Below are 25,828 nucleotides of genomic sequence, written 5' to 3'. Positions count from 1 at the left end.
AAAAAAGGCCCGGGAGACCGGGCCTTTTTTCATTTCGTTAGCGACTTGCCGAGACGGCCGGCCAGATCCTGGATGAATTGCCAGGCAACACGGCCGGAGCGCGAACCGCGTGTCGTCGACCATTCGAGCGCTTCGGCATGGATCTCGCCGTGGTCGCCGTCCAGCCCGAAGTAGTCCGCGTAGCTGTCGATCATTTCCAGGTAGTCGTTCTGGCTGCACTTGTAGAAGCCGAGCCACAGGCCGAACCTGTCCGACAGCGAGACCTTCTCCTCGACGGCTTCGGACGGGTTGATGGCGGTCGACTGCTCGTTCTCCATCATATCGCGTGGAAGGAGGTGTCGGCGGTTTGAGGTGGCGTAGAGGATGACGTTGTCCGGCCGCCCCTCGACGCCGCCGTCGAGCGCCGCCTTCAGGGACTTGTAGGATGTGTCGTCATGGTCGAAGGAAAGGTCGTCGCAGAAGACGATGACCGGCATCGGCGCAGCCTTGAGGATCTCCATCAGCGCGGGGAGGGTGGCGATGTCTTCGCGATGAACCTCTACGAGTTTCAGCGGCAATCCCGTTTCGCGCGCCGTCGAGGCGTGAACCGCCTTGACAAGCGAAGACTTGCCCATGCCGCGCGCGCCCCAGAGTAGCACGTTGTTGGCGGGCAGGCCGTTGGCGAAGCGCAGGGTATTGTCGGCGAGGATGTCCCGCACATGGTCGACGCCGCGGATCAGGCTCAGATCGACGCGATTCGGCCGGGAGACCGGCTGCAGATACTGCCGCGCCGGTACCCAGACGAAGCATTCCGCGGCGTTCCAGTCATTCTCGGCCGGTGGCGGGCCGGCAAGTCGCTCAAGTGCCGCCCGAAGGCCCGCGATTTCATTCAGGATCGCTTGCGTTTGTTCTTCCTGCACGTTTCACACTCCTTTGCCGTCACGGCAAACATTGCTCTGGGGCGGTAGCATGTCGGTGTTGGGGCGAAAAGAGAGAAATCCCTGAATTTCCGGCAGGATTGGGGCTGTTCTGTTGCATTCGAGCTTGGCTTGCCTATATTCGCGCCGACTGCATCGAGTGGATATTCGCCCGGTGCTACCAGTTTCAAGGAGTTTTGAATGTTCATTACCGAGGCTTTCGCCCAGACGGCGCCGGCTGCCGCAGCGGGTGGCACGGATCTTCTGATGTCCGTGCTGCCGTTCCTTCTGATTTTCGTCGTGATGTATTTCCTCATCATCCGTCCGCAGCGCGCTGCTGCAAAGCGGCGGGATGAACTCTTGAAGAACATCCGGCGCGGCGACCAGGTCGTGACTGGCGGCGGCATCGTCGGCAAGGTGACGAAGGTCATCGACGACAAGGAACTCGAGGTTGAACTCGCAGAAGGGATCAAGGTTCGGGTTGTGCGCGGCGGCATTTCCGAGGTTCGCGTCAAGGGCGAGCCGGTAAAGGAATAATGTGATCTTCGCTCCGGCGGCGGTGTACCACCGCTTCCGGGCGACGTCGTTTTGTCGGGTTTCCTGCCGGCACGATTGCCGGGCATTTCGAGAGTGTGATGCTGCAACCTGCCCGCTGGAAAACCTTGCTCGCCTGGCTCGCCGTTGTGGCGAGCCTTGTCGTTCTCTTGCCCAATACTCTGGGAACAGATCGGCGGTCGGACCTTCCCGGCATGCCGCTTCCTCGGTTGCTGCCCGGCCTTGATCTGAGCGGCGGGGCCGGTCTCGTGCTCAAACTCGAACGGTCGGACATCGAGAACGATCGACTGGTGGCCGCGGTCAACGCGGCTGGGGCAGCACTCAGGGCAGCGAAAATTCCCTATGCCGGACTCGCCGGGTCCGAGCGCAGCCTGTCTGTTCGAATCACGGATGCCGCGCGCACCGAACAGGCGAAAGCCGCGCTCGCCACGATATCCGGGACCGCGCTGACCATCGAAGCCGACGGCGTGGTGCGGCTCGATCTGACAAATGAATCGCTCGACATCGCACGGGACGAGGCGGCGGCCGCAAGCCTCGACGTGGTCAGTCGGCGCGTCAGCGAAGTCGGCGGCTTGGCGGTGAACGTTCGCCGCGAGGGGCAGGATCGCATTGCCTTGCAGGTTCCGGGCTTTGCCGACCCGCAGCGGCTCAAGGACGTTCTGGCGCAGCGCGGAGCGTTTTCCGCCCGTCTCGTCGAACCGAACGCTTCGCTCGAAAACGGACCGCCGCCCGGCACCGAGGTCGCCTACACGATGGGCGAGCCGCCGGTCGGCTACGTCGTGAGGCGCGCGAGCCTGTTCACCTCAGGCGATCTCGTTGCCGCCGAGGTCGTGTCGGGCGAGGAAGGGGTCGCGACCTCGATCTCCTACCGTTTGTCGCCAGAGGCAACGACCCGGCTCGTGGAAGCGACGCGCGACAATGTCGGGCGAACGATGGCACTCCTGCTCGATGATCAGGTGTTGACCGCTTTTACAATCGACGGCCCCATTACGGACGGGCGCGGCCAGATAACCGGCGAGTTCGATGAGCAGGGCGCCGCAAACCTCGCCGCGGTTCTGCGCAGCGGCGCATTGCCGGCCTCCATGACCGTCGTCGAGGAACGCTCGGTCGATCCGGCGCTCGGATCGGCCTCGTTGCGGTCGGCGCTTCTGGCGGTCGGCGTCGCCGGGGTTGCGGTCACCCTGTTCATGGTCGGGTGGTACGGTGCGTTTGGCGCCATCGCCGCGATCGCGCTGGCTTTCAACCTGTTGCTCATTCTGGCGATCGTCGCGCTGACCGGGACCGTCGTGACTCTGCCGGGCATCGCCGGGATGGTGCTGACGATCGGCATGGCCGTCGATTCCAATGTGCTGATCTATGAGCGAATGCGCGAGGAGGCTGCGAATGGCCGCCCCTTGTCGGAGGCGCTCGCGTCCGGCTTCTCGCGTGCCTTTTCGACGGTAGCGGATGCCGGCGTGACGACCATGATCGCGGTCCTCGTCCTGTTCTTCCTCGGATCCGGGCCGATGCAGGGCTTTGCCGCCATCGTCGGCATCGGCATCGTCACCACCGTCTTCATCACCTTCACGCTGACGCACTGGCTCGCCTGGCGGTGGGTGAAGAGCCGGCAAATCTCGCATCTGCCCCGAACCGTCCGCAGCGGCCTGTTCGGCGGGTTGCATCTGCGCTTCATGGCGATCCGCAACTACGTTTTCTCGGTGGTCGCGCTGGTCTCCATTGCCGTGGCCGTCCTCGTTTCGCTGAATGGCCTCAACCTTGGCATCGATTTCACCGGCGGCGCGCTCCTCCAGGTCAAGGCGAGACAGGGCAATGCCGATGCGGCGCAGATCGCCGGCCAGTTGGAAGAGATGAATCTGGGTGACGTCGCGGTGCGGGTCGGCCTGGACCCCGCCATGGCGACGATCCGCATTCCTCCGCAGGGTGGCGGCGAGAACGCCGAGCAGACCTCGGCCCTGGTCGCGCGTGGCGAGCTTGAGAGCGATTACGACATACGCCGGGTCGAAGTCGTCGGCCCCACGGTCTCTGGCGATCTGATCGCCGCTGCCACGATCGGCATGGCGTTCGCGCTCGTCTCTCTGATCGGCTTTGTCTGGGTTCGGTTCGGTTGGCAGTTCGCCATCGGCGCGGTCGTCGCGACGATGCACGATATCCTGCTGACGACAGGCCTCTTCGCGCTGACCGGCATGGAGTTCAATATCGGCAGCGTGGCCGCTCTTCTGACCATCGTCGGCTATTCGCTGAACGATACGATCGTTGTCTATGACCGCATTCGTGAGAATCTCCGCCAATTCCGGCAGATGCCGTTGCCGTTGCTGATCGATGCCGCGATCAGCCAGACATTGTCGCGCACGGTGCTGACGGCGGCGACCACGCTGATCGCGCTGGCGGCACTGGCCATCTTCGGAGGCGAGATCCTCCGCGCGTTTGCGGTGGCGATGTTCTTCGGTATTGCGGTCGGGACCTTCTCTTCTATCTATATAGCCGGCCCCGTGCTGATCCTGTTTGGATTGCGGCCCGATCGCTATCGTCTCGGCGGTCGCGGGACCGAGGCAGAAAAGGCATGACGATGGCAAAGGGCATCGAAATTCGACAGGCGCATTTCCCCGGCCGCGCACCGATCGACGCTTACGGCAATGGTGGCTTTCGATTCGCCGACATGTCGCATCGCGGTTCCGTGCTCTTCCTGCCTTCGGGAATCTATGGCTGGGACAAGCAGGACGCGCAGTCCTTGACCGCGGCGGATCTCGAGCGGGTCCTGGCCGAAGCGGCGGAAATCGAGGTGCTGCTTGTCGGCACGGGACTGGAGATCAAGCCGCTTTCCAAGGAACTGCGCGCCATCCTTCGAGAGCACCAGATAAGCGCCGACCCGATGTCGACCGGTGCCGCCGTGCGCACCTTCAATGTCATGCTCGCCGAATCGCGTGCCGTCGCGGCGGCGCTGATCGCAGTCTAGAATTCAAACCCGCGACGGCATCCGGACGATCCAATGCAGCATCATCATCCAGTGGAAGGGCGCGACGGGAAGGCGCCTGTCGAGGCGAACTACGCCCATTGCCTCTCGGTCCTCCGCGACACCGACCGCGACCGCTATCTCGCCTGCCTGCTGGCGCCACAGGACCGGCGCGGACCGTTGGCCGCACTTTACGCCTTCAACGCGGAAATCGCCCGCGTCCGCGATCTTGTTCACGAGCCGTTGCCGGGAGAGATCCGCCTGCAGTGGTGGCGAGACACGCTGGAGGGCCGCGGGGAAGGCGATGCCAAGGCGAACCCGCTTGCGGCGGGCCTGCTTCATTGCATTTCCGAGCACCGGCTGCCCGTCCGGGTGCTGACCGACATGATCGAGGCACGCATCTTCGATCTCTACGACGACCCGATGCCGGATCGGGGCGCGCTGGAAGGGTATGCCGGCGAGACCGCGTCGGCGTTGATCCAGCTTGCGAGCCTGGTTCTCGATCCAGGCGGAGCGGAGCGATCGGCAACGATCGCCGGCCATGCCGGTGTTGCGCAGGCGATCGCGGGCCTTCTTCTGCTGCTGCCGATCCATCGCCGCCGCGGGCAGGTCTACATACCGGGTGACCTGCTTGCCGCAACCGGGCTCAGCGCCGAAGAACTCCTCGCCGGAACGGATCGTGCGCGCATTGCAAGCGCGGTGGAGGCCTTCGCCGGCCTTGGACGCGATCACCTGCGCAAGGCTAGGGTGGCCGGGGAGATTGCGCCAGCCAATCGAGCGGCGTTCCTGCCGGTTGCGATCGCCCCGCATGTGTTCAAGTTGGCGGAAAGGGCAGGAGCAGACGCGCTGGAGCGGACGCTGCTGCCGGCGCAGTGGCGCCGCCAGTGGTGGATGTGGCGCGCGCTTCGAACAGGCACCTTCTGAACGTACCCGGATGGGGCATGACGGTTGCCCTGCCAATCGGCGGGTCGACGTCCGAGTGCTTCTAATCAGCCCACAGTCGTCTATTTCGTCCGAAAATCCTGCCACACGCAAAATTGGCGCAAGCCACGTGGTGTATGTCGGGTCCGATCCAACGCGGCCGTCGGGAGGATGCAAGATGATCTGGACCGTCGTAATCGCCTGCATTTTCCTTGCGGGCTATATCTTCATGCGCGTGCAATGGCGCGAGGAGCCCAGACGGGCCTCAAACGACACGGGTCTGGCGATCCTCGAATTCGGCCAGGCCTATCCGAACGAGGCCATCCGCGAGGTAATCAGCACGGCGAACGGCGACAGCGTGTTTCTCCGGCTGCATGACGGCAAGGTCGGCTGCATGCGGGCGCATGGGCAGCATTTCACCAGTCACTTGATCGAACCCGGCCTGGTGCGCGTGCACAATTCGGCCAGCGGCAAGGGGCTGATGCTGGAGTTCCTCGGAAACGCCTCGGACAACGGCACTTTCGAATTTGGCACGAGCGGTGAGGCGGCCGAAGTGTCGTTGTGGCTGCTGGGAAGCCTGCTTCCGGCAGCGGAAATAGAGGAAACTCCGCGAGCGCTGATCACCGACACCTGATCATGGCCGCTGCACGCTGCATCCCAATGCGGCGCTTCTTGCCCCCGATTATTGGCTGGCCTGCAACCACTGCCGGCAAGCCTCGAGCGCACGCGCCGCGGTCGCCTGCTTCTTGGCGATCGCCTTGTCCTTGCCCCGAAACCGCTTCATGCCCTCGGGCTTGACGATGCTGCCGGGTTCGAGTTCGGGAAACAGACCGAAATTGATGTTCATCGGCTGGAACGAGCGCTTGCCCGGTTCGTCGTCGGACACGATGTGGCCGCCGGTGATGTGGCCGAGCAGCGCGCCGAAGGCAGTCGTCTCCGGCGGCAATGCCGGCGTCTCGCCGCGACGTTCGGCGGCAGCAAACCGACCGGCCAAAAGACCGATGCTTGCGCTTTCGACATAGCCTTCGCAGCCGGTGATCTGTCCGGCAAAGCGCAGGCCCGGCCGACCCTTCAGGGTCAGTGAGCGATCGAGCAAAATCGGGGACTGCAGGTAGGTGTTGCGGTGAAGGCCGCCGAGTCGTGCGAATTCGGCGTTCTCCAGGCCGGGAATCAGCCGGAAGATCTCGCCCTGCGCGCCGTATTTCAGTTTCGTCTGGAAGCCGACCATGTTGTAGAGCGTGCCGAGCGCGTTGTCCTGCCGAAGCTGGACCACCGCATAGGGCTTGACGGTCGGGTTGTGGGCATTCGTCAGGCCCATCGGCTTCATCGGGCCGTGACGCAGCGTTTCCCGGCCACGCTCCGCCATCACCTCGATCGGCAGGCAGCCGTCGAAATAGGGCGTGCCCTCCCATTCCTTGAATCCGGTCGTGTCGGCTGCGATCAACGCGTCGATGAAGGCGTTGTACTGCACCTCGTCCATCGGGCAGTTGATGTAGTCCTTGCCGGTGCCGCCCGGCCCGACCTTGTCGTAGCGCGATTGGTGCCAGCAGATGTCCATGTCAATGGAGTGGGTGTGAATGATCGGCGCGATGGCGTCGAAGAACGCCAACGAATCAGCGCCCGTGCGCTCCTGGATCGCGGCGGCAAGACCCGGAGCCGTCAGCGGCCCGGTTGCGATGATCGCCTGGTCCCACTCGACCGGTGGCAATCCCGTGATTTCCTCGCGCACGACCGTGATGAGCGGGTGGCCCTCGATCGCGGCGGTGACGGCCGCGGAAAAGCCTTCGCGGTCGACGGCGAGCGCCCCACCGGCCGGAACCTGGTTTGCGTCTGCCGCACGCATGATCAGCGAGTTCGCCAGCCGCATCTCGGCGTGGAGCACGCCGACCGCGTTGCTGGTCGCGTCGTCCGAGCGAAAGGAGTTGGAACAGACCAGTTCTGCCAGCCCATCGGTCTTGTGCGCATCGGTACCGCGCACGCCGCGCATTTCGTGCAGGATGACCGGGATGCCGTTTTCGGCAATCTGCCATGCCGCTTCGCTACCGGCGAGGCCGCCGCCGACAACATGGATTGGAGAGTGGGAGGTCGAGTTCGTCATGGGCGGGTGCATATCACGCGGCTGCGGCACTTCCAATCGCCCGAATCAAAAACGGCACCGAATGGTGCCGTTTGATACGTTCCTCGCGCGTCGCCTTTCGGCCGCAGCGTCGGAATTCGGCTGTCTTAGCGGAAGGAACGGGCTGCGATGCTGCGGATGTCGTGGCGGGTCAGGCCGATATCGGACAGCGTGTGGTTGGACAGGTTGCCGAGTTCGTTCAGGGTACGGCGGTAGCTGATCCAGTTCTTGGCAATGCGAAGCGGGTTCATGTTCTTCTCCTCAGGGTTGACCGGGACATCTCGTCCTCGGTTGTTGATCTCTATCTACTCTCTTTGCCCTGGTTTGTGCAGTGCAAAGAAAGTGCAGCTGCCATGCATTTGTGCATTGCAGTGAACAGCAAATGTGCGTGCCTGTTGTTTGGGCGATATGTTCTTGTAACCGCACGTTTTTGAGTGCGCAAGGGCCGACCGACAAGTGGATGCTGCATTGCGGTATGGCGGCAAAGAAAAACGCCCCCCGGATTTCTCCGGAAGGCGTACAAACGTGGATCGCAAAGACCGTCTGTCGGGCTTACTTGATCGCCTGGCGGGCAACGTACGGGATGTCCGAACGGCCGATGCCGAGGTCGCTGAGTTCGCGGTCGCTCATGCGGCCGAGCTCGGAGACGGTCTGACGGTATTTGCGCCAATTGCTGAAGGAACGTGCGAGGTTCATGGTCGTACCCCTTTCCTGGGTTCTGGGGGCTGGCAGCCTCTGTTGGCGTCGCCCTGATCTGATGGTTGGAATATAGGCTGAGCAGCGTGCGAATGACAGAGACAAAGCCGAATGGCAGTCATGCATGCCGCGCATGTCAAGCTGAAAAATGACAAATTTCTGCTCAAATGGCGCGCATATGTCGCGCCCTTTGGGGCAGGGATCCGTATTTTGTTTGTTGCGGTGCAAAAAGCGCGACACCCGCCGGGGGAGGAGATCCGGCGGGCGTCGCTATCTTGATTGGCAACTGGGAGGAGGAGTGTTGCCAATCGCATCGGGCTTCGCTGGGAGGAGGAGTGCGTCGCCCGATTGACGACCGCTATATAGAGGCGGGCTGCGGCGGTTTAAAGGGGCAATGGTGAATGGCACCCATGCAATAATGTCGCAGCCACGTCGCCCCCTGGAATCGGAATTGGGCAGATACATGAATGACATGACTGAAATGGTGGGTGAATTGACCTGGCCGCGGCCGCTGCGATGTATCGTGAGCAATGGGCAAGGGCGGAATCAACAACGCCCGCCGGGGGAGGAGATCCGGCGGGCGTCATTAAGGGTGATTGGCAACTGGGAGGAGGAGTGTTGCCAATCGTATCGGGGCGGCACTGGGAGGAGGAGTGCGCCGCACCGAATTCTGTCGACCGCCTGTTCAGCGGACGGGCCTTTCTGGATATCCAGATGGCTGGCCGGTGCCATTTCGCCGCTTCTTCCGTCGCCCTGCGGCGCCTGGTTTCCTGCGGCTTCGGATCATTCCCGATCCGATGTTTTGAATATAGTCCGGTGGTTCCGATTTGTGCAGTGCAATATGGGCATGGATGGTATGCGTCAGGCGCATGCCACCGGGAGGCTTGCAGGGTCGATGAGCTTGCGTCTGGCATTGAAGCAAGGAATGGCCCTAATTTACGGTGAAGAAAGCGACATCCATGCTTTCCGCTGCAGTTGTATCGTTTGCTGCTTGCGCGCTAGTCTGGCCGGCAATGAGAGGCGGCTGAGCGCCGCCAATTTCTGCTATCGGGAAGGACTGGGCATCGATGTATCGGGGACGATTGGAGCGGGACCTTGGGGTATGGGCCGAAAAGGGTCTGATCGACCAGATTACGGCCGGCAGGCTTCTGGCCGAGTATGACCAGCGCGAGAGCTCGTTCAGTCTCGGCCGCGTGCTGATGGTGATCGCGGCGCTGCTGCTGGGCGGTGCGGTGCTGCTGCTGATCGCGGCGAACTGGGAGGCAATACCGCGCGTCGCCAGGCTCATCGGCATCGTCGCGCTGATCTGGTCTGCCCATCTGGTGGCCGCCTTGCTTCGCAATCGCGACGCGCTGCGTCTGTCCGAGGCCGTTCTCGTCGCCGGTCTTTTGCTTTTCGGTGGCGCGATCGCACTCGTCGGCCAGATGTACCATCTCTCTGGCGATGCGACCGAGGCCTCTCTCGTCTGGTTTGCCGGTGCCGTGGTCGCAGCCTTGCTCTATCGCTCGATCGCGGCCACGGTGGTCTGTGGTTTCCTCGCCTTTGTGGTGGCCGGCGTGGAGTGGTCCGACAGCTTCGGCATGGATGACAGGCTGCTGCTCTGGCTGATGCCCGTTATGGCGCTCGTCGTGATCGGTCTCGTGCGCTTCACCGGCGCATCACGGGCGCGCCATCTCGCCTATCTCCTGATGATGGCGTGGGTCCTGCTCCTCTATGGAGAGTACGAGAGTCCCGCGACGGCTTTGACGATCGCCGGCGTTGGCGGCGTGTGTTACCTGCTGGCCACGCTTAAGGAATCGCCGCTTCGGCCGCTGGCCGCAGGTGCGGGAGCAGCGCCGGCCTTCTATGCCTTCTTGCTGCTGCTGATCGGCCTTGCCATTCTGCACCTTGAGACGAACAGCGTCGGCGAGCGGCTGGCCCTCGGCATCGTGACGCTGGCCGCGGCCATCGGAGGCATTGCCCTGTCCGGACGCGACAATGGTGCCGTGCGCTATCTCGCCTATGCAGCCTTCGCGGTGGAAGCGCTCTACCTGGCGTCGGAGACGCTCGGCTCCATTCTCGGGACTTCCGGGTTCTTTCTCATCTCCGGCCTGGTGGTGGCGGCGATCGCCTGGATCGTCATTCGCCTGGAGCGGCGTTTCGCCGGCCGCAGCAATATGGAGGCAGGGCAAGGAACAAACCCGTTTCGATCCTGCGCATTTCTCCCTTGCTGGCGGCCGTGCTCGTGGCCCTGATCCAGACGGCTGTTCTCGGCTACATGGTCGAAAGCCGGGCGTCGATTCTGCGGAACGGCGTGGATGTGCGCTTGAAAACCGTGCCGATCGATCCGCGCGACCTTCTGAGGGGCGATTACGTGACGCTCGGCTATGCGATCTCGACGATCGACCGGTCGATGATCGTTGGCGAGACGCCGAAGACGGCCGGGCGCCAGACGATGGCGGTCCGGCTCGTGCCGGGTGCCGATGGGCTATGGAGTGCAAGCCAGGCGTCGTTCGGTTCCCTGCCGGAACAGCCCGGCAGCGTCGTCGCGCGCACCTTGCCCTTCGACTACTATCCCGGTGCTGAAGGCGAAGTGCCCGAGTCGATTTTTGTCTCCTACGGGATCGAGCGCTATTACGTCCCGGAGGGCGAGGGCAGGGTGCTCGAGGAGGCTCGGAATGCGCAGGCGCTCGAAGTTGCCGCGCGCGTGTCGTCGGCCGGCAGGATGCAGATCCGGCAGATCTTGCTGGACGGCAAACCGGTCTACGACGAGCCTCTCTATTGAGATCACCGTGGTTTTCGAGTGAATTTCCGGTGATTTCCCAGCTTCGTGGGACAACCGGCGCCATGTGCCTTCTCGGTCACATTTTTGCTTTGATACCTGCCAAACGGGTGCTATAGAGACGCCGCGCTCAGGAGGCGCGCCTATCTTGGGCGCCGGACGGCAAAACCGCTGATGCGGCTTTCTGAACGCGGGTATGGCGGAATTGGTAGACGCACTTGGTTTAGGTCCAAGCGCCAAAAGCGTGGGAGTTCGAGTCTCTCTACCCGCACCAGAAGCGCTCAGGCCTGGCATACTGCGCCTTGCCCGAAGAGTGATGTCCGGCCTCGGAAGGAGGCGCGGCATGGCCTGGAATTTGGCGCACGAGGATCCATCGAACGCAAATTCGACGGGCGGATCGTGCGCGGGAGCGCCATTTTGCTTGCCAAAAGGCCACCGATAACAGTAAAGCCACTCCCGGCAAATGGACCCGGAGGGGTGCCCGCCAAAGGACCGGTTCCGGCCGGGGCACCGCCATATCGAAACGAAGGTTTGAACATGCAGGTAATCGAAACGCTCGCTGAAGGGCTGAAGCGCGAACTCAAGGTCGTCATTCCGGCCAAGGATATGGAAGCTCAGATGAACGAGCGCCTGGCAGATGCCAAGGATCGCGTTCGCATCAACGGGTTCCGTCCCGGCAAGGTTCCGGTCGCCCACCTGAAGAAGGTCTACGGCAAGTCGATCATGGCCGATCTCGTCAACGAGATCATTCGCGAGCGGCCGACGGCGATTCTGTCCGAGCGTGGCGAAAAGTCGGCAACCCAGCCGGAAATCGCCATGACCGAGGATCAGGCCGAGGCCGAGAAGATCCTCGCCGCCCAGGCGGATTTCGAGTTCACCCTGTCCTACGAGATCATCCCGGCCATCGAGCTGAAGGATGCCTCCGGCATCAAGGTCACCCGCGAAGTCGTCGAGATCGCCGACCAGGAAGTCGATGACCAGATCCTGAAGATCGCCGAAAGCGCCCGCACTTACGAAAGCAAGAAGGGCAAGGCCGAAAACGGCGACCGCGTCACCATGGACTACCTCGGCAAGGTCGACGGCGAAGCCTTCGACGGCGGCAAGGACGAGGACGCCGAGCTGGTCATCGGTTCCAACCGCTTCATCCCGGGCTTCGAGGACCAACTGGTCGGCCTCAAGGCAGGTGACGAAAAGGTCATCACCGTGACCTTCCCGGCCGACTACCCGGCCGCCCATCTCGCCGGCAAGGAAGCCACCTTCGACATCAAGGTCAAGGACGTCGCCGCTCCGGCCGAGCTGAAGATCGACGACGAACTCGCCACGAAGCTCGGCCTCGAATCGGTCGATCGCCTGCGCGAAGTCGTTCGCGGCCAGATCGAGGGCCAGTTCGGTTCGGTCACCCGCCAGAAGGTCAAGCGCCAGATTCTCGACCAGCTGGACGAGATGTACAAGTTCGACACGCCGCAGCGCCTGGTCGACGCCGAGTTCGAGAACATCTGGCGCCAGATCAACACCGACCTGCAGCAGGCCGGCAAGACCTTCGCCGATGAGGACACGACCGAAGAGGAAGCCCGCGACGAGTATCGCAAGCTCGCCGAGCGCCGCGTCCGCCTCGGCCTCGTTCTCTCCGAGATCGGCGAGAAGGCCGGCGTCGAAGTGTCCGACGAGGAAATGCAGCGTTCGCTGTTTGAGCAGCTGCGCCAGTTCCCCGGCCAGGAAAAGCAGATCCTCGACTACTTCCGCAACACGCCAGGCGCTTCCGCATCGCTGCGCGCGCCGCTGTTCGAGGAAAAGGTCGTCGACCACCTGCTGGGCCAGGTTGCCGTGACGGACAAGACCGTTTCGAAGGAAGAGCTGATGACTGACGACGAAGCCGAGGAAGGCAAGTCGGAAGACAAGAAGGCCCCGAAGAAGAAGGCTGCCGCCAAGGCCGAGGCCGCTGAGGGCGAGGAAGCCGCTCCGAAGAAGAAGGCTCCGGCCAAGAAGAAGGCTGCGGACGACAGCGCCGAGTAATCTCGAGCGATCGTGATGGAATTGGAAAGGCCGCCCGTCAGGGCGGCCTTTTCCTTTGTCGGGCTGGGTAATCGTGGCGAACTGGAACGGGTCAGACCACCATGAAGTCCAGGTGCGTCAGCTCCAGGCCCGGTGACAGCGAGGCGAACTGCGTGCGCCCGCCGCTCTCATTGCCGTTGGAATCGTAGTACAGACGGCCCGCATCGGTCTCGTAGATGATGTGGTCGGAGGCGTCCGCGGCCAGCCCGCTGGTGTTCGCCCGAAACGCGGATGCGGCCAGCACACCGGACCCGAGCGCGGCGAAGATGGCATTCTCCAACCGTATCGTGTCGCTCGGCACCGAGAAATCGGTGATCCTGTCCACATTCGCCGTCCCGTCGATCGCGGTGTTGAAAAGGAAGGTGTCCGCTCCGGCTCCGCCTGTCATGAGGTCGTTTCCGCCAGCTCCGGAGATCAGGTCGTTGCCGCGGCCGCCGCTGATGTTGTTGGCGTCGGATCGTCCATAGAGCTGGTCGCCGAATGCCGACCCCACGAGGTTTTCGATATTGCGAAAGCTGTCGCCGGCTGCTTCGCCAGCATTGAGCGCAGCATTCGCCAGGCTCGCTGTCACGCCCCGCGCGGCCTGGGCATAGGAAGCCGTGTCGCGGCCGGCACCGCCGTCGAGCGTGTCGGCACCTGTACCACCGATTAGCAGGTCGTCGCCGGTATCCCCCATCAGCCAGTCATCGGCTGCAAGGCCGAAGAGTTTGTCGTTGCCGTCGCCGGAGCGAAGCCGGTTGGCGCCATCCGATCCGGTCAGGGTGTCATTGCCGCTGCCCGAGATGGCGACTTCGACGCTGGAGAGGCTTATGCCGCCGCCACCTTGCGAAGGGGCGAACACGCCCGTGTCGAGGTTGATGGAAGCATTGAACCCTGCAGTGGTCACCGCCGACGCGTCGAACGTGTCTGTGCCCGCGCCGCCGTTGAAGCTTTCGCCCACGCCACCGGTCCAACCGGCGGTGATGTAGAAGCGATCGTTCCCGTTGTTACCGAACGCGCGGTCGACACCGGATCCGCCCTGGATCGTGTCGTCATCGTCGCCGCCATAGAGCGTATCGTTGCCGGCCCCGCCGTCGAGCCGGTCGGCACCGCCATTGCCGCGCAGCACGTTGGCAATGGCATTGCCGGTCATGGAGTCGTTGTTCGAGCCGCCATTGGCATTCTCGATCAGGGAGCGCGGATCCCCTTCGAACTGGAAGGCATTGAACACGTTGCCGCGGGCAAAGCCGTCGTTCGGCCCGCCACCCAGATAGGCGAGCTGGGCGGCCGAAAAGGTCGAGCTCGCACCGGGCTGCAGATTGATCCGTAGTGGTGTCGCGTAGTTGGACAGGTCATAGGTATCGATGCCGTTTCCGTCCCAGATCGTCGAGAAAACCCGATTGGCACCGGGCGCGATCGCCAGCTCGCCGTCGACATAGAAGTTGCCGCTCGACGGGTCCCAGGAATAGACGGTGTTACCGCCATTGGCCGTGAAATCGGCGCCGTACATCGTCTGCAGGGCGAGTATGTCGGCCATCATGAATGTTTGCGGTGCGCCGAACGGTTCGTAGTCATAGCCATCGGTCGTGTCGCCGATGAAACTTGGATAGGTCATGACGCTGAATTCCAGCGAATTGTACGCCGCGGGCAGGGCGGTGTCGCCCGGGCCACCCGCCTCCTGGCCGTGTTTCAGGCCCAGTGCATGCCCAAGCTCATGCAACACGCCATGCCATCCATAGTTGCCGGCGATCGGAGTCTTGAAGCTGTTGGAGGTTCCGTCATAGGCATTGCCGTAGAACGCGTCGCCGCCATGCGGATCATTGTCGGGATAGAAGGCATAGGCGGTGGCGGCATCGCCAGAGTTTGCTGCTCGAATCGTCGCGCCGCCGGCGCCCGAGCCGGCATAGCTGATGTCCAGCTTGGTGAAGCCTTCCACAGACAGCCCGGTCGCACCGGCAAGCTGCGAATATTGCGTCGTGTCCAGGGCGGCATGGAAGGCGCGCCTTTGCGCAGCTGTCAGTTGCGAGAAGTCTTGGAACTGGGCGCTGACCCCGTTGGCATCATCATCAACCACGTAGCCGGAGGGGTAGTCGGACGGAGAATCGGTGTCGCTGTAGGTGATCGATGCCTCATTCCAGCGGACCCCGCTGAGTAGACCGTCGATAATTGCATTGCCTGTGGAGGCCACTGACGTCGTCATGGACGCTGCGCCATTCTCCTGCGTGGCAGAGGGGTTGGCGGCGGGGCTTTGGTAAGCGGTAGCCTCCGACCAACCACCCACGCTGTGGGTTTCTGCGGTTCGGCCAATCGCGGTTTGCCAGAGCGCTGGCGACAAGGCAGTCCCAAAGAGCGCCTGGATCGCCTGCGAAGGATACGCCGTACCTTCGCTGTGGTATGCCAGGGCAGTCTTGAGCCAGGAGTTCTCGGAAAGAGAGGCAATCGGATCGCTGTCCAGCGGTGTTTCCAAAAATATCGAGTGCAGTCGCGCTCTGGCGGTCATGATTCCTCCTTCGCCGCAGCACGCAGAACGACACTTGGCGGCGTTTGAACTTCACATATGTGTTGAGATTTGTGAGTGAGGCGGGGCGCTATTGGGAACCAACGGCCCGGGACTGATGATCCATCTCACTCTACACTATCGCTGCACCTCCAGCGCGATGGTCATCGTGATGTTCGAATTTCGCACACCTGGCGTCGTGCTTTGCTCCTCCGTTGTGAACACAGCAGTCTTGTGCGGTACAGTCTTGCCGCGTACTCCATCCCGACTGCTGCAACCAGATCCGAGGCTACGATAAATTAGGTGGGCCTACAATAAACCTATGCGTTTGGTTGGTCCGCGCCACAGCGTTCCTGCAGCGAAGCGGCAGGCATCCATTTCGCCGACCTTACCTGCCAACCGCGGGCGGTCGCATGCCTGGCCGGCCGGCGGCAGGCGCGCCGCTGGGCGCAGTTGCAATTCAGCTGCCCGACCCAAGGCACTGCCTCAAGGAAGTTGCCATGGCGCGCATCAAGTCGATGTAGAGATTTGGGCCCGCAGCCAACGTCGCTCCTTCAGGATCGAGAACGCCCGACCTGGCCTGTGTTCCTTCCATCACGACATTGATCAATTTGGGCTCGAACTGCGGCTCGGCAAAGATGCAGCTGGCGCCGAGTTCGCTGACCTTTTGCCGGATCTGCGAGAGCCGCTCTGCGCCCGGCATCGTTTCCGGGCTGACCGTGATGGAGCCGACGGCACGCACGCCGTAGCGATGCTCGAAATATTGGTAGGCGTCGTGGAAGACGATGAACGGCTTGTCCTTCACTGGAGCGATTGTTTCGGCGACCTCCTTGTCGAGTGATGCGATGTTGGCATTCAGCGCCGACAGGTTTGTCTGATAGGTGACTGCATTCGCCGGATCCTGCGCCGAGAGCGTCTTTTCGATCGCTGCGGCCATGGCCATGGCGTTCATCGGATCCAGCCAAAGATGCGCATCGAAGCCGTCTTCGTGCGCATGCTCATGCTCACCATGATCTTCACCGGCGTGGTCGTCGGTCTCGAAGGCGCCACCCTCGCGGAACTTCAGTTTCGTCAGGCCCGGCGCATCTTCGAGTTCGATGATCGTCGCTCCGCTTGCCAAAGCCTGTAGCGGTTTTTCGAGGAAGGCTTCGAGGCCGTGTCCAACCCAGAACACGATATCGGCGTCCTGTAGCGCTGCCGCATTGGACGGCTTCATCGAATAGGTATGGGGAGACGCGGCGCCCTCGACGATCAGCTTTGGTTCGCCGACGCCCTGCATGATCGAAGCGACGAGAGAATGGATCGGCTTGACGGAGACGACCACATTTGGGGTGTCGGCCCGCGCGACACCATAATTACCAGCAAGCAGCGCGGCCGAAAGGAACAGGGTGGGCGCAAGCCTCATTGGGGAGGTCTCCATTGAGTGATGTAATGTTATTACATTTGTTGCGTTATGGTATAACGTGTGCCATAGCAATAGGGCAACCCAATCCGCGGACGATTTCATGCTGCAAACCAACGTTCAAGCCACACCGCTGGTCGCCTTGTCCGGCGCTGGAATGCACCGGCAAGGCCGGTGGCTGGTGCGCGGGGTGGACTTTTCCATCTCCCGCGGCGAGATCGTCACCCTGATCGGACCGAACGGCTCGGGAAAGTCGACGACGGCCAAGCTGGCCATCGGCGTGGCCCGGCCGGACGAAGGTCACGTCTCGCGCTTGGCGAACCTTCGCGTCGGCTATGTTCCGCAAAAGCTCGCGATCGACTGGACCATGCCACTGACGGTCGACCGTCTGATGACGCTGACCTCGTCGCTGCGAGACCGCGAGATCGATGCCGCGCTCGAGGCGACAGGCATCCGCCATCTCGCCCGTGCCGAGGTGCAGCATCTGTCCGGTGGTGAGTTCCAGCGCGCGCTGCTGGCGCGCGCCATCGCTCGAAAGCCTGACCTGCTGGTGCTTGACGAGCCGGTGCAGGGAGTCGATTTCGCCGGCGAGATCGCGCTCTATGATCTGATCAAGACGATCCGCAACACCACCGGCTGCGGCATCCTGCTCATTTCCCACGATTTGCATGTCGTGATGGCCGAAACGGACACCGTCATCTGTCTCAATGGTCACGTCTGCTGCCGCGGCACGCCGGAAGCGGTGCGTGAGAGTCCGGAATATCTGCGCCTCTTCGGCGCGCGGGCCAGCCAGATGCTGGCTTTCTACAGTCATCATCACGATCACACCCATCTGCCGGACGGCCGCGTGCTGCACGCCGACGGCTCCGTCACTGACCATTGCCACCCCGCCGACGGCCACCATCATCAGGACGCCGGTGCCGCCGCACGCGCCGGGCCGATGCGCATCGTGCACGCGCACGGGCCAGACTGCGGTTGCGGGCAGGACCAGTCTAACGCCGCCGCAACGGGCGGGGACAATCTGCCGGAGCGGCGCGATGCTTGACGACTTCTTCACCCGCGCCCTGCTTGCCGGCATCGGGTTGGCGCTCACCACCGGTCCGCTCGGCTGTTTCGTCATCTGGCGGCGCATGGCCTATTTCGGCGACACGATGGCGCATTCGGCGTTGCTCGGGGTGGCGCTGTCGCTGCTGTTTCAGTTGAACCTGACGGTCAGCGTCTTTGCTGTGGCCGCGACCGTGTCGATCGTGCTGCTGCTGCTGCAAAAGCGGGGCTCGCTGTCCACCGACGCGCTGCTCGGCATTCTCTCGCACGCGACGCTTGCGACCGGGCTCGTTATCGTGTCCTTCATGACCTGGGTGCGGATCGATCTCGTCGGTTTCCTGTTCGGCGACATTCTTGCGGTGACGCCGGCGGACGTCAGCCTCGTCTGGGGCGGCGGCATTCTCGTTCTCTTCACGATCATCTATCTCTGGCGGCCGCTGATCGCCTCGACGGTCAACCCGGAACTCGCCGCCGCCGAGGGACTGGAGCCGGAACGGGCGCGGCTGGCCTTTATGCTGCTGATGGCCCTGGTGATCGCCATCGCCATGAAGATCGTCGGGATCCTGCTGATCACCGCGCTGCTGATCATCCCCGCCGCCACCGCGCGCCGCTTCTCCGCCAGCCCGGAGATCATGGCCGTGCTCGCCTCGCTGCTCGGCGCCGTCGCGGTTGCCGGCGGACTGTTCGGTTCGTTGAAGTTCGACACGCCGTCCGGCCCCTCGATCGTCGTCGCGGCGCTCGTGATTTTCCTTCTCAGCCTGCTGCCGTGGCGCCGCAGCGAACGCGGTGGCATCGCTGCGGCACAATCTGGAGGGAGCGACCGATGACGACCCCGCAGCTGACCCGCAACCAGTCGCTCGTCCTCGACGCGCTCTCCCACTCCGAAGCGCCGCTCAGCGCCTACACCATCCTCGACAGGCTGCGTGACGACGGCTTTCGGGCCCCACTGCAGGTCTACCGGGCCCTCGACAAGCTGCAGGAGTTCGGCCTCGTCCATCGGCTGGAGAGCATCAGCGCCTTCGTCGCCTGCGCCCATCCGCATCAGGGCTGCTGCACGCACGGCCTGACCGCCTTCACCATCTGCGAAGCCTGCGGCAAGGTGACGGAGTTCCACGACCACCTGATCGAGGAGCGGCTTGCCGCCTTTGCCCGCGATCACGGTTTCAGGCCCGGCAAGGCCACCATCGAGGTTCGCGGGCACTGCACCGGCTGCGCCTGATGCGGAGCGTTCTTTCCGCGCCATGCTTCTCTTCGTGCACGCCTTGGTCCCAAACCGGGTCCCCCATTTCGGAGACCTGCATGGGCGGGCGCGTCCTTCAGTCGAGCCGGCGCAGCTCCGCCCTGAAGCGCTTCCAGTTCCGGACATAGCTTTCGGCCGACGTCTTCAGCCCCTCGATCGCCGCCTCGTCGAGCGTGCGCACGACACGGGCCGGCGAGCCGACGATCAGCGAGTTGTCGGGAAACACCTTGCCTTCCGTCACCAGCGCACCGGCGCCGACGAGGCAGTTGTTGCCGATCACGGCGCCGTTGAGCACCGTCGCGCCCATACCGATCAGGGAGTTGTCGCCGATAGTGCAGCCGTGGATGATTGCGCCGTGGCCGATCGTGCAGCCTTTGCCGATCGTCACCGGCTTGCCGGGGTCAGTGTGGATGACGGTGTTTTCCTGGATGTTGGTGCCGGCACCGAGCGTGATCGGCTCGTTGTCGCCGCGCAGGACCGCGCCGAACCAGATGCCGACATCCTCGCCGACCACCACCTTGCCGATCACCTGCGCGTCCGGCGCGACCCAGTAGCGGTCGTCGGCGGGCAGGGTGGGGACGTGGTTACCGAGTGCGTAGAGCGACATGAAAAACTCCTCAGGCGGTCGTTCCGATTCTGTCGGTGCACTCTAACATCCTCCAGCGGCACGCGGCCTAGCCGTGAAGGCGGCGAGGGTGGTTTTTTAGCCCTCCTTGCGCTATGAGCGGCGCGAAACCATTTTCTCGGGCAGGACGGCAGCTGGCGCGCGATGACGCGGGCGGTCGCGATCTGGCAACGATATCGACGAGGGACGCGGACGGATCATGTACCAGCAGGCACTCAAGACGGGGACAAAACTCTTCGCCACGGCGCCGATGATCGACTGGTCGGACCGGCACTATCGCCATTTCGCCCGGCAGCTGACGAAGAACGCCGTCCTCTACACCGAGATGATCGTCGCCGACGCGATTTTGCGCGGCAACCGCGAGAAGATCTTGGGCTACGACCCGGTCGAGCACCCGCTGGCGCTGCAGCTTGGCGGCAGCGATCCGCACAAGCTCGCCGAAGCGGCGCGGATCGGCGAAGACTTCGGCTATGACGAGATCAACCTGAATGTCGGCTGCCCGTCCGACCGGGTGCAGTCCGGCACGTTCGGGGCCTGCCTGATGCGCGAACCGCAGCTGGTGGCCGACTGCGTCGCGGCGATGAAGGCGGCGGTCAAAATTCCGGTGACGGTGAAGTGCCGCATCGGCGTCGACGACCAGGATCCGGAGGTGGCGCTGCGCGACCTTGTCGCCCGCGTCAAGGCCGCCGAGGTAGATGCGGTGTGGGTGCATGCGCGCAAGGCGTGGCTGCAGGGGCTGAGCCCGAAGGAGAACCGCGACATCCCGCCGCTCGATTATGGTCTGGTGCGGCGGCTGAAGGCGGAAAATCTTGATCTTTTCATCGGGTTGAACGGCGGTCTTCATACGCTGGATCGGGCGGTTGCCGAGATCGGCGCGCCGGGCGAGGGGCTGGATGGCGCCATGCTCGGGCGCGCTGCCTACCAGGACAGCGGCATGCTGGTCGGCGTGGACGCGGTGTTTGCGCGGCCGGGCGGCGTTGCCGCCGTCAGCGCCGTCGGGGCATTTTTCCCGCAAGGGGGGCGATCGGCGGACGCCGCGGCCGCCGTGGATCGGGTCGCTGTCCGGACGGATCGCGAGACGCCGGATACGGCCCACGCAGCCGCCAACGCCGCCAACCCCGCCGCTGCGGCCGACACCGCCTTCTGGGAGGGCGTGCGCGACGCGATGATGGACTACGCGGCGGGCGTGATCGAAGGCGGCGGGCGACTGAACCATGTCACCCGCCACATGGTCGGGCTGTTCCAGGGGTTTCCCGGCGCACGCCGCTACCGGCAGATCCTTTCGGCCGACGCCACCAGGCCGGGGGCGGGGCCGGAGGTGATCACAGCGGCGTTCGCCGCGGTGCTGGAGGCGGCCGCCGCCAAGGCCGCGGCGGAGTAGGGCACGACCCCGGCCGCCGGCCAGCCGGCGACAGGCGGGACCATCGAGCAGCCGGTGCGAAGAAGATCCCCGAAATCACCGGCGCGCAGTCCGGCAGGACGCGGCAAGCGCGCGAACCCATCGCCCTCTTCGGAAGGACGGGGTATGAGCGCGGCCGCACCGACCTTCCCTGGCGGGCGGGGCCGTTGCGCGGCCACACCGACCTGCCCTGGTGGGCAGGGCAAGCGCGCAGCGACGTTCCCGGACGGGCCGGACAAGCGCGCAGCGGCAGCGACCTTTCCGAAAAGATGGGGCAAGCGCGCGGACCCACCGCCCATTCCGAAAAGATAGGGCGAGAGCGCGGCCGCACCGACCTGCCCTGGCCGGCAGGGCAAGTGCCCAGCGACGTTCCCGGACGGGCCGGACAAGCGCGCAGCGGCAGCGACCTTTCCGAAAAGATGGGGCAAGCGCGCGGATCCACCGCCCATTCCGAAAAGATAGGGCAAGAGGGCGGCCGCACCGACCTGCCCTGGCGGGCAGGGCAAGCAGCCAGCGACGTTCCCGGACGGGCCGGACAAGCGCGCAGCGGCAGCGACGTTTTCGAAAAGATGGGGCAAGCGCGCGAACCGATCGCCCTCTCCGGAAGGACGGGGCAAGAGCGCGGCCGCACCGACCTTCCCTGGCGGACGGCGCAAGCGCGCGGCGACGTTCCCGGGCGGGCCGGACAAGCGCGCAGCGGCAGCGACGTTTCCGATAGGATAGGGCAAGCGCGCGGCGGCACTGACCTTCCCGGGCGGGCGGGGCAGGCTGGCGGGCAGGCCGCCGCCGGTCAGCGCGGGCGCGATCCGTTTGGCGCGGATCAAGCGCAGCAGGTCCCGGTAGTCCGCCAGGTCCCGGCCGGCAAAGGGCGGGCGCGCGACGGCATCGCGCTGGCGGCGCCGGGCGTCAAAGCGGTTGCGCAGGTTGCCCTGCCGCGGCAGCAGCGCCTGCACGAGGTCGATGGCCGCATCCTGCAACTCGCGGTCGTCCGGGTCGCGGCTCGGCGGCTCGACCGGTGTCGACGGCGCGAACGCGATCGTTTCGAGCAGCCGGATCGTCTCCGCCTGCAGCGCCCGGTGCAGGGCCAGAAGGTCGGGCGCCGGCGCCCACAGGCAGTCCGGCTGGCCGTCGCGGCCGACCATGACGCAGCAGCGCGCGCGGCGGCACGGCCGGCAGCGGCAGGCATATTCGGGACAGAGCAGCAGGGTGCTGACGCCGCGCGCGACAAGCAGCCGGATGTCGTCGTCGAGGCGGCTGGTCGGTTTTCGGGCCGGGGTGCCGGAAGATGCGGTCTGCATGGGCTTGCTCCTTTGCTTCGGTCGGCGTGGCCGGGCGGTGCCGCGTCGCTTGCCCGCCGGGACGCCGGCCTTGTCCCGCCCGGCATCGCGCCGGTGCGCGCCCACCGCCCATGCGCCCGCGGCCACGCCCGGCCTGCCGTCGTGGTTTTCAAAAAATCTGCTTCGGACGGGGCGCTGGGAGCTGCCGCATCGGAAATGGGTGGGTGGCACCCTCCGGCGCCCCGTTCGGCGGTTTTTGCCCGCAAACGCGGTCCTCTGCCTCGCCCGCCATTGACGCGGGCGCTCTGTGTGCCGCCGCAGGGGCACGTCCGGTGCGCCACTCGGGCGAAATGCCCGCCGTCACCAGAGGGGACCTGTCTCGCAGGCCCGGATCATGAGGTGTCGCGTCTGTCCCCCACGCCCCGCGCCGTCCCCGCCTCGCCGCAACGCCTTGCGGTGTATCCGCGGCGGGATGGGGGGATTATGGCACGCGTTATGTGCGGAGAGGATGAAGCGGTGGTGGGGGTGTTGATTTTGTTTAGCAATACGAAGTTGCCGTACTCAATTTGAGCAACATTTTCCGAATGCAAAGGGCGCGCGCAAGCATTTGCGAGCTAGGGCGGCTCATCCGGACTTCCCGGATAAGTTGTTGATTAAAGCTTGCGAGTCATACTTGATGTCCCCACGCGAACATAGGGCGAGATAAAGGGGATACTCGTGGCAGGCATTTCAATTCCGCTGTCGAACTTGGAGCAGGCGGTTTCTACTAACGGCAAGTCTCTAACTTATGCTGTATTGCATTCTCTGTTCTCTATGACTGAGCGCAGTAAAAACCCCATAAGGGATGTTTATGACAGCTATATTCCTTTTGTTCGGAGCGCCTGCCGAAAGCAATCTGGTCGTCAAATAGATCTTGAGATACTAAAGATAGATTTGAATAATGACTTTGGGTTAGATATTCCAGTTTATACAATAGAAAACATGTTGCCAACCCTCCGGGCGGATGGGGTTATCGTATATGACAATATAGCAAAATTATACATAGTCGCCAATGCGATAGATGACGATAAATCTGATGTTGTCATAAGTGAGAAGATTACAGAGATTGAGAGAGCTCTTGATTTATTTATAGATAATCGTGATGCGCGTGATGTGATTATTTCTGGAAATCCTGTGGATGCGTTTATAAATTTTCTTAAGCCCTCCCGCGATTCCGATAAAAAAACCGTTTCTTTTAAGAAGGTTCTGGTGTCTGATCCCATAGAATTAGAGAGATACCTGATTGCCGAATTTATTAAATTTGCTCACGATCAAGATTCTGTTTTGTACGAAGCTATTACTCACGTATTCGTTGGAGTTTTAATTGAAGAATTTACTTCGACAATAAGTACGGTCGGCTCGAATCAGGATTTTTCGAAACTAAAGATATTTTATGATACGTCACTGTTGTTGAGGCTATTAGGCACATCAGGGACCCTACTGGAAACGGCGTCAATAGAGCTGCACCGTTATCTCGAAGGCCTCAACATTAGCACCGAGTTTTTTGCCAACAACGAACAAGAAGTTGCGAATATATTATCCGCGATAATTGCCAGCAAAGATGGTGGATATGGAATCTACGGCGAGACTGGCGAAGCAATAATCCGTGGCGAGATAACTACATCAGAGATCCGCTCGATGGAGTACACTTTCGTCGAAAGATTGGCCCAGAAGGGAGTGTTCCCTTCAAAGTACGAGCAGTCCGGCTTTCAGAAAAATGTGCGAGGGCAAATAGACGAGGCTGCATTCTCAAAATATCTAATGTCATCTGCCAAGGCTAGGAATAGATCATATTCGCAAGAGAATGCCGATCACGATGCGATTTCTTTGGCTCACGTGGTAAGAATGCGTCGTACGCAAGTCGTTCGCGATGTTGCTGAGTGTCCTGCAATATTCATTACATCGAATAGACTTCTCGCGGCTAGCGCTCGGCAATTCCTTGTCGAAGAGGGGCATCTCCGCAATTTCGAAGTGCCGCCCATCATGCATGTATCCCAGGCAAGTACTATTTTTTGGTTGGCAAAGGACGGGGATATTTCCGAACGCAATGCGAGCCAAGAGCTGATGGCCAATTGCTATGAGGCGATGCGTCCAGACTCCAATTTCTACACCGAGCTTTTCAATGTCGTTGGTGCGTATCGCGATTTAGATAATATTGATAGTACGCTGCTGGCGTCGGTCAAGCGAATAGCGCGCCAAGACTCTTTTGGTAAGACGGCAATTCTTCGGGTGCTGAGCGCTGCGGATATCCTTGCTAGGGCCGAAGAGGCAGTTCAGGAAGGTGTGCGGCGAGCGCAAGAAGAGAAGATCCAAGCGAAAGCGGAGGGGGAGCTTTCAGGTCGTTTAGGTTATTCTGAAGAATTACAAGAGACACATCAAAACCGCTGTCGAAATATCGCAAATACCTTGGTTTTTTGGGGCGAAATTCTGGCCTCATTAGGTGTGATACTTTTCTTGATTATTGATGCATTCTCGCTCTTTTCGGAGTGGACACCGATTTGGCTTATAGGAAAGCTCGCGGCGAGTGTAGTGGTTTTGCTTTCAGTGTTGGACTATTTCTCGATTTCGGTCATTCGCAAATGGACGGACTCGTTCCGTTCCAAAATTGCTAACAAGCTATATCGGACGCTCTACGCCTGATTTATTAACGTACTGAATCATGGTTACCACACTTCGGTGCTGACCATAGAGATGAGTCGGGGATGAGTTCTTTTACCGCCCCGGCCGCCCCGTCTTGCCTTTCGTCTTTGTCTTGCGCGCCTGCTCGGCCGGGTCCTCGTAGGAGCCGACGCCGACCTTGCCGCGGACGACGGCGAATGCTCCTCCGTCATGCCGGACTTGATGCGGCATCCAGTGCGCGATGTCCATCGCGTGAGAGGAGCATTGCCGGCTTTACCGTGATGGAAAGAGGCATTCACCGCACGGACGCGCGGTGGCTGGATGCCGGATCAAGTCCGGCATGACGGCGGGTGGGCAACACGCGTCGGTCCGGCACGACGAAGATAAGGCGGAGGCCGGATCAGAGTCCGTGCAGGTGGTAGGCGATGTCGGCCCAGTCGGGGTTGGCGGCTTCGATCAGGTCGAGCTTCCATTTGCGCGGCCAGTTCTTGATGGCCTTTTCGCGGGCGATGGCGTCGGTGACGAGGTCGTGTTCCTCGAACCAGACCAGCGTCTTGACACGATAGCGGCTGGTGAAGCCGGGCGTCAGGGCGTGTTGGTGCTCGTAGAGGCGGCGCGGCAGGTCGGTGGTCACGCCGGTGTAGAGTGTGCCGTTGCGCCGCGAGGCGAGGATGTAGACGTAGCCCTTCATGGCGGAAGGATGCGGGTAGGTTCGTACGATGGCAAGCTGTAGTTGCGGTTGGCTGGGATCTCACCGTCA

24 protein-coding genes and 1 tRNA gene are annotated in these 25,828 nt (G+C 62.6%); 15 read left to right on the top strand and 10 right to left on the bottom strand.

Annotated features, from left to right (window positions below; all coding sequences use genetic code 11):
* Window positions 1-29 precede the first annotated feature (29 nt).
* Window positions 30-899, bottom strand: a complete 870-nt coding sequence (locus AC1DDS_RS17980; protein WP_477480131.1) for an ATP-binding protein — start codon at window positions 897-899, stop codon at window positions 30-32.
* A 198-nt stretch (window positions 900-1,097) separates the two neighbouring features.
* Between AC1DDS_RS17980 and yajC the strand changes: the two genes are divergently transcribed.
* The 5 genes from yajC (at window position 1,098) to AC1DDS_RS17955 (ending at window position 5,956) form a co-directional block, all read left to right on the top strand.
* The gene (yajC, locus tag AC1DDS_RS17975; protein ID WP_477480130.1) at window positions 1,098-1,433 is read left to right on the top strand and encodes a preprotein translocase subunit YajC; all 336 of its coding nucleotides are present in this window, start codon (window positions 1,098-1,100) and stop codon (window positions 1,431-1,433) included.
* Between the two features lie 98 nt (window positions 1,434-1,531).
* Window positions 1,532-4,015 carry a protein translocase subunit SecD gene (gene secD, locus AC1DDS_RS17970; protein WP_477480129.1) on the top strand — a complete coding sequence of 828 codons (2,484 nt, stop codon included), beginning with the start codon at window positions 1,532-1,534 and terminating at the stop codon, window positions 4,013-4,015.
* Between the two features lie 2 nt (window positions 4,016-4,017).
* Entirely contained in the window at window positions 4,018-4,404 is a 387-nt protein-coding gene (locus AC1DDS_RS17965; protein ID WP_310421272.1) for an Mth938-like domain-containing protein, read from the top strand.
* Between the two features lie 33 nt (window positions 4,405-4,437).
* Window positions 4,438-5,325 (top strand): phytoene/squalene synthase family protein, encoded by an 888-nt coding sequence (locus AC1DDS_RS17960; protein ID WP_477480128.1) that lies wholly within the window; start codon window positions 4,438-4,440, stop codon window positions 5,323-5,325.
* A gap of 175 nt (window positions 5,326-5,500) precedes the next feature.
* The gene (locus AC1DDS_RS17955) at window positions 5,501-5,956 is read left to right on the top strand and encodes a hypothetical protein (RefSeq protein WP_477480127.1); all 456 of its coding nucleotides are present in this window, start codon (window positions 5,501-5,503) and stop codon (window positions 5,954-5,956) included.
* Between the two features lie 48 nt (window positions 5,957-6,004).
* Here AC1DDS_RS17955 and trmFO read toward each other — a convergent pair whose 3' ends face one another.
* The 3 genes from trmFO to AC1DDS_RS17940 form a co-directional block, all read right to left on the bottom strand.
* On the bottom strand, window positions 6,005-7,420 hold the full coding sequence (gene trmFO / locus AC1DDS_RS17950; protein ID WP_477480126.1) for a methylenetetrahydrofolate--tRNA-(uracil(54)-C(5))-methyltransferase (FADH(2)-oxidizing) TrmFO: 1,416 nt from the start codon (window positions 7,418-7,420) through the stop codon (window positions 6,005-6,007).
* Between the two features lie 125 nt (window positions 7,421-7,545).
* Window positions 7,546-7,689 carry a DUF1127 domain-containing protein gene (locus AC1DDS_RS17945; RefSeq protein WP_310421172.1) on the bottom strand — a complete coding sequence of 48 codons (144 nt, stop codon included), beginning with the start codon at window positions 7,687-7,689 and terminating at the stop codon, window positions 7,546-7,548.
* Between the two features lie 301 nt (window positions 7,690-7,990).
* A complete protein-coding gene (locus AC1DDS_RS17940) occupies window positions 7,991-8,134 on the bottom strand; it encodes a DUF1127 domain-containing protein (protein WP_108002957.1) in 144 nt (47 codons plus the stop codon).
* 111 nt (window positions 8,135-8,245) lie between these two features.
* Between AC1DDS_RS17940 and AC1DDS_RS17935 the strand changes: the two genes are divergently transcribed.
* From AC1DDS_RS17935 to tig, 5 genes are all read left to right on the top strand, one after another.
* Complete coding sequence (locus AC1DDS_RS17935) at window positions 8,246-8,413, top strand: hypothetical protein (protein ID WP_477480125.1); 168 nt, start codon at window positions 8,246-8,248, stop codon at window positions 8,411-8,413.
* Between the two features lie 788 nt (window positions 8,414-9,201).
* Complete coding sequence (locus AC1DDS_RS17930) at window positions 9,202-10,368, top strand: DUF2157 domain-containing protein (RefSeq protein WP_477480124.1); 1,167 nt, start codon at window positions 9,202-9,204, stop codon at window positions 10,366-10,368.
* Window positions 10,359-10,898, top strand: a complete 540-nt coding sequence (locus AC1DDS_RS17925) for a GDYXXLXY domain-containing protein (protein ID WP_477480123.1) — start codon at window positions 10,359-10,361, stop codon at window positions 10,896-10,898. Before AC1DDS_RS17930 ends, AC1DDS_RS17925 begins: the two co-directional genes overlap by 10 nt.
* Window positions 10,899-11,085: 187 nt before the next feature.
* Window positions 11,086-11,169: transfer RNA gene (locus AC1DDS_RS17920), tRNA-Leu, on the top strand.
* A 263-nt stretch (window positions 11,170-11,432) separates the two neighbouring features.
* Window positions 11,433-12,908, top strand: coding sequence for a trigger factor (gene tig, locus AC1DDS_RS17915; RefSeq protein WP_477480122.1), 1,476 nt, complete (start codon window positions 11,433-11,435; stop codon window positions 12,906-12,908).
* Between the two features lie 91 nt (window positions 12,909-12,999).
* On the opposite strand, the gene AC1DDS_RS17910 is transcribed toward tig, so the two are convergent.
* Window positions 13,000-15,126 (bottom strand): M10 family metallopeptidase, encoded by a 2,127-nt coding sequence (locus tag AC1DDS_RS17910; RefSeq protein WP_477480121.1) that lies wholly within the window; start codon window positions 15,124-15,126, stop codon window positions 13,000-13,002.
* Between the two features lie 757 nt (window positions 15,127-15,883).
* Window positions 15,884-16,828, bottom strand: a complete 945-nt coding sequence (gene znuA, locus AC1DDS_RS17905) for a zinc ABC transporter substrate-binding protein ZnuA (RefSeq protein WP_477480120.1) — start codon at window positions 16,826-16,828, stop codon at window positions 15,884-15,886.
* A gap of 100 nt (window positions 16,829-16,928) precedes the next feature.
* Between znuA and AC1DDS_RS17900 the strand changes: the two genes are divergently transcribed.
* Genes AC1DDS_RS17900 through AC1DDS_RS17890 form a run of 3 tightly spaced genes read left to right on the top strand, consistent with a single transcriptional unit; the run spans window position 16,929 to window position 19,088 of the window.
* Window positions 16,929-17,870, top strand: a complete 942-nt coding sequence (locus AC1DDS_RS17900; RefSeq protein WP_477480119.1) for an ATP-binding cassette domain-containing protein — start codon at window positions 16,929-16,931, stop codon at window positions 17,868-17,870.
* Window positions 17,863-18,696, top strand: coding sequence for a metal ABC transporter permease (locus AC1DDS_RS17895; RefSeq protein WP_477480118.1), 834 nt, complete (start codon window positions 17,863-17,865; stop codon window positions 18,694-18,696). Before AC1DDS_RS17900 ends, AC1DDS_RS17895 begins: the two co-directional genes overlap by 8 nt.
* Window positions 18,693-19,088 carry a Fur family transcriptional regulator gene (locus AC1DDS_RS17890; RefSeq protein WP_477480117.1) on the top strand — a complete coding sequence of 132 codons (396 nt, stop codon included), beginning with the start codon at window positions 18,693-18,695 and terminating at the stop codon, window positions 19,086-19,088. Before AC1DDS_RS17895 ends, AC1DDS_RS17890 begins: the two co-directional genes overlap by 4 nt.
* Before the next feature lie 97 nt (window positions 19,089-19,185).
* Here AC1DDS_RS17890 and AC1DDS_RS17885 read toward each other — a convergent pair whose 3' ends face one another.
* Window positions 19,186-19,716 (bottom strand): gamma carbonic anhydrase family protein, encoded by a 531-nt coding sequence (locus AC1DDS_RS17885; RefSeq protein WP_477480116.1) that lies wholly within the window; start codon window positions 19,714-19,716, stop codon window positions 19,186-19,188.
* A 217-nt stretch (window positions 19,717-19,933) separates the two neighbouring features.
* Between AC1DDS_RS17885 and dusA the strand changes: the two genes are divergently transcribed.
* Window positions 19,934-21,115 (top strand): tRNA dihydrouridine(20/20a) synthase DusA, encoded by a 1,182-nt coding sequence (gene dusA, locus AC1DDS_RS17880; RefSeq protein WP_477480115.1) that lies wholly within the window; start codon window positions 19,934-19,936, stop codon window positions 21,113-21,115.
* Here the strand turns inward: dusA and AC1DDS_RS17875 are convergent.
* Window positions 21,001-22,431, bottom strand: coding sequence for a hypothetical protein (locus AC1DDS_RS17875; protein WP_477480114.1), 1,431 nt, complete (start codon window positions 22,429-22,431; stop codon window positions 21,001-21,003). The two genes, dusA and AC1DDS_RS17875, sit on opposite strands and share 115 nt — an antisense overlap.
* 696 nt (window positions 22,432-23,127) lie before the next feature.
* On the opposite strand from AC1DDS_RS17875, the gene AC1DDS_RS17870 reads away from it, so the two are divergent.
* Window positions 23,128-25,089 (top strand): hypothetical protein, encoded by a 1,962-nt coding sequence (locus AC1DDS_RS17870; RefSeq protein WP_477480113.1) that lies wholly within the window; start codon window positions 23,128-23,130, stop codon window positions 25,087-25,089.
* Window positions 25,090-25,161: 72 nt separating this feature from the next.
* On the opposite strand, the gene AC1DDS_RS17865 is transcribed toward AC1DDS_RS17870, so the two are convergent.
* Both AC1DDS_RS17865 and AC1DDS_RS17860 read right to left on the bottom strand, forming a co-directional pair.
* The gene (locus AC1DDS_RS17865) at window positions 25,162-25,299 is read right to left on the bottom strand and encodes a hypothetical protein (protein ID WP_477480175.1); all 138 of its coding nucleotides are present in this window, start codon (window positions 25,297-25,299) and stop codon (window positions 25,162-25,164) included.
* A 169-nt stretch (window positions 25,300-25,468) separates the two neighbouring features.
* Window positions 25,469-25,759: a GIY-YIG nuclease family protein gene (locus AC1DDS_RS17860; protein WP_477480112.1), complete on the bottom strand. Its 291-nt coding sequence runs from the start codon at window positions 25,757-25,759 to the stop codon at window positions 25,469-25,471.
* Window positions 25,760-25,828 lie beyond the last annotated feature (69 nt).

The organism is Mycoplana sp. 10N416 (assembly GCF_056394765.1).
Note: the sequence above shows the minus strand (reverse complement) of the source record. Positions and strands in the feature narration are given on the sequence as shown.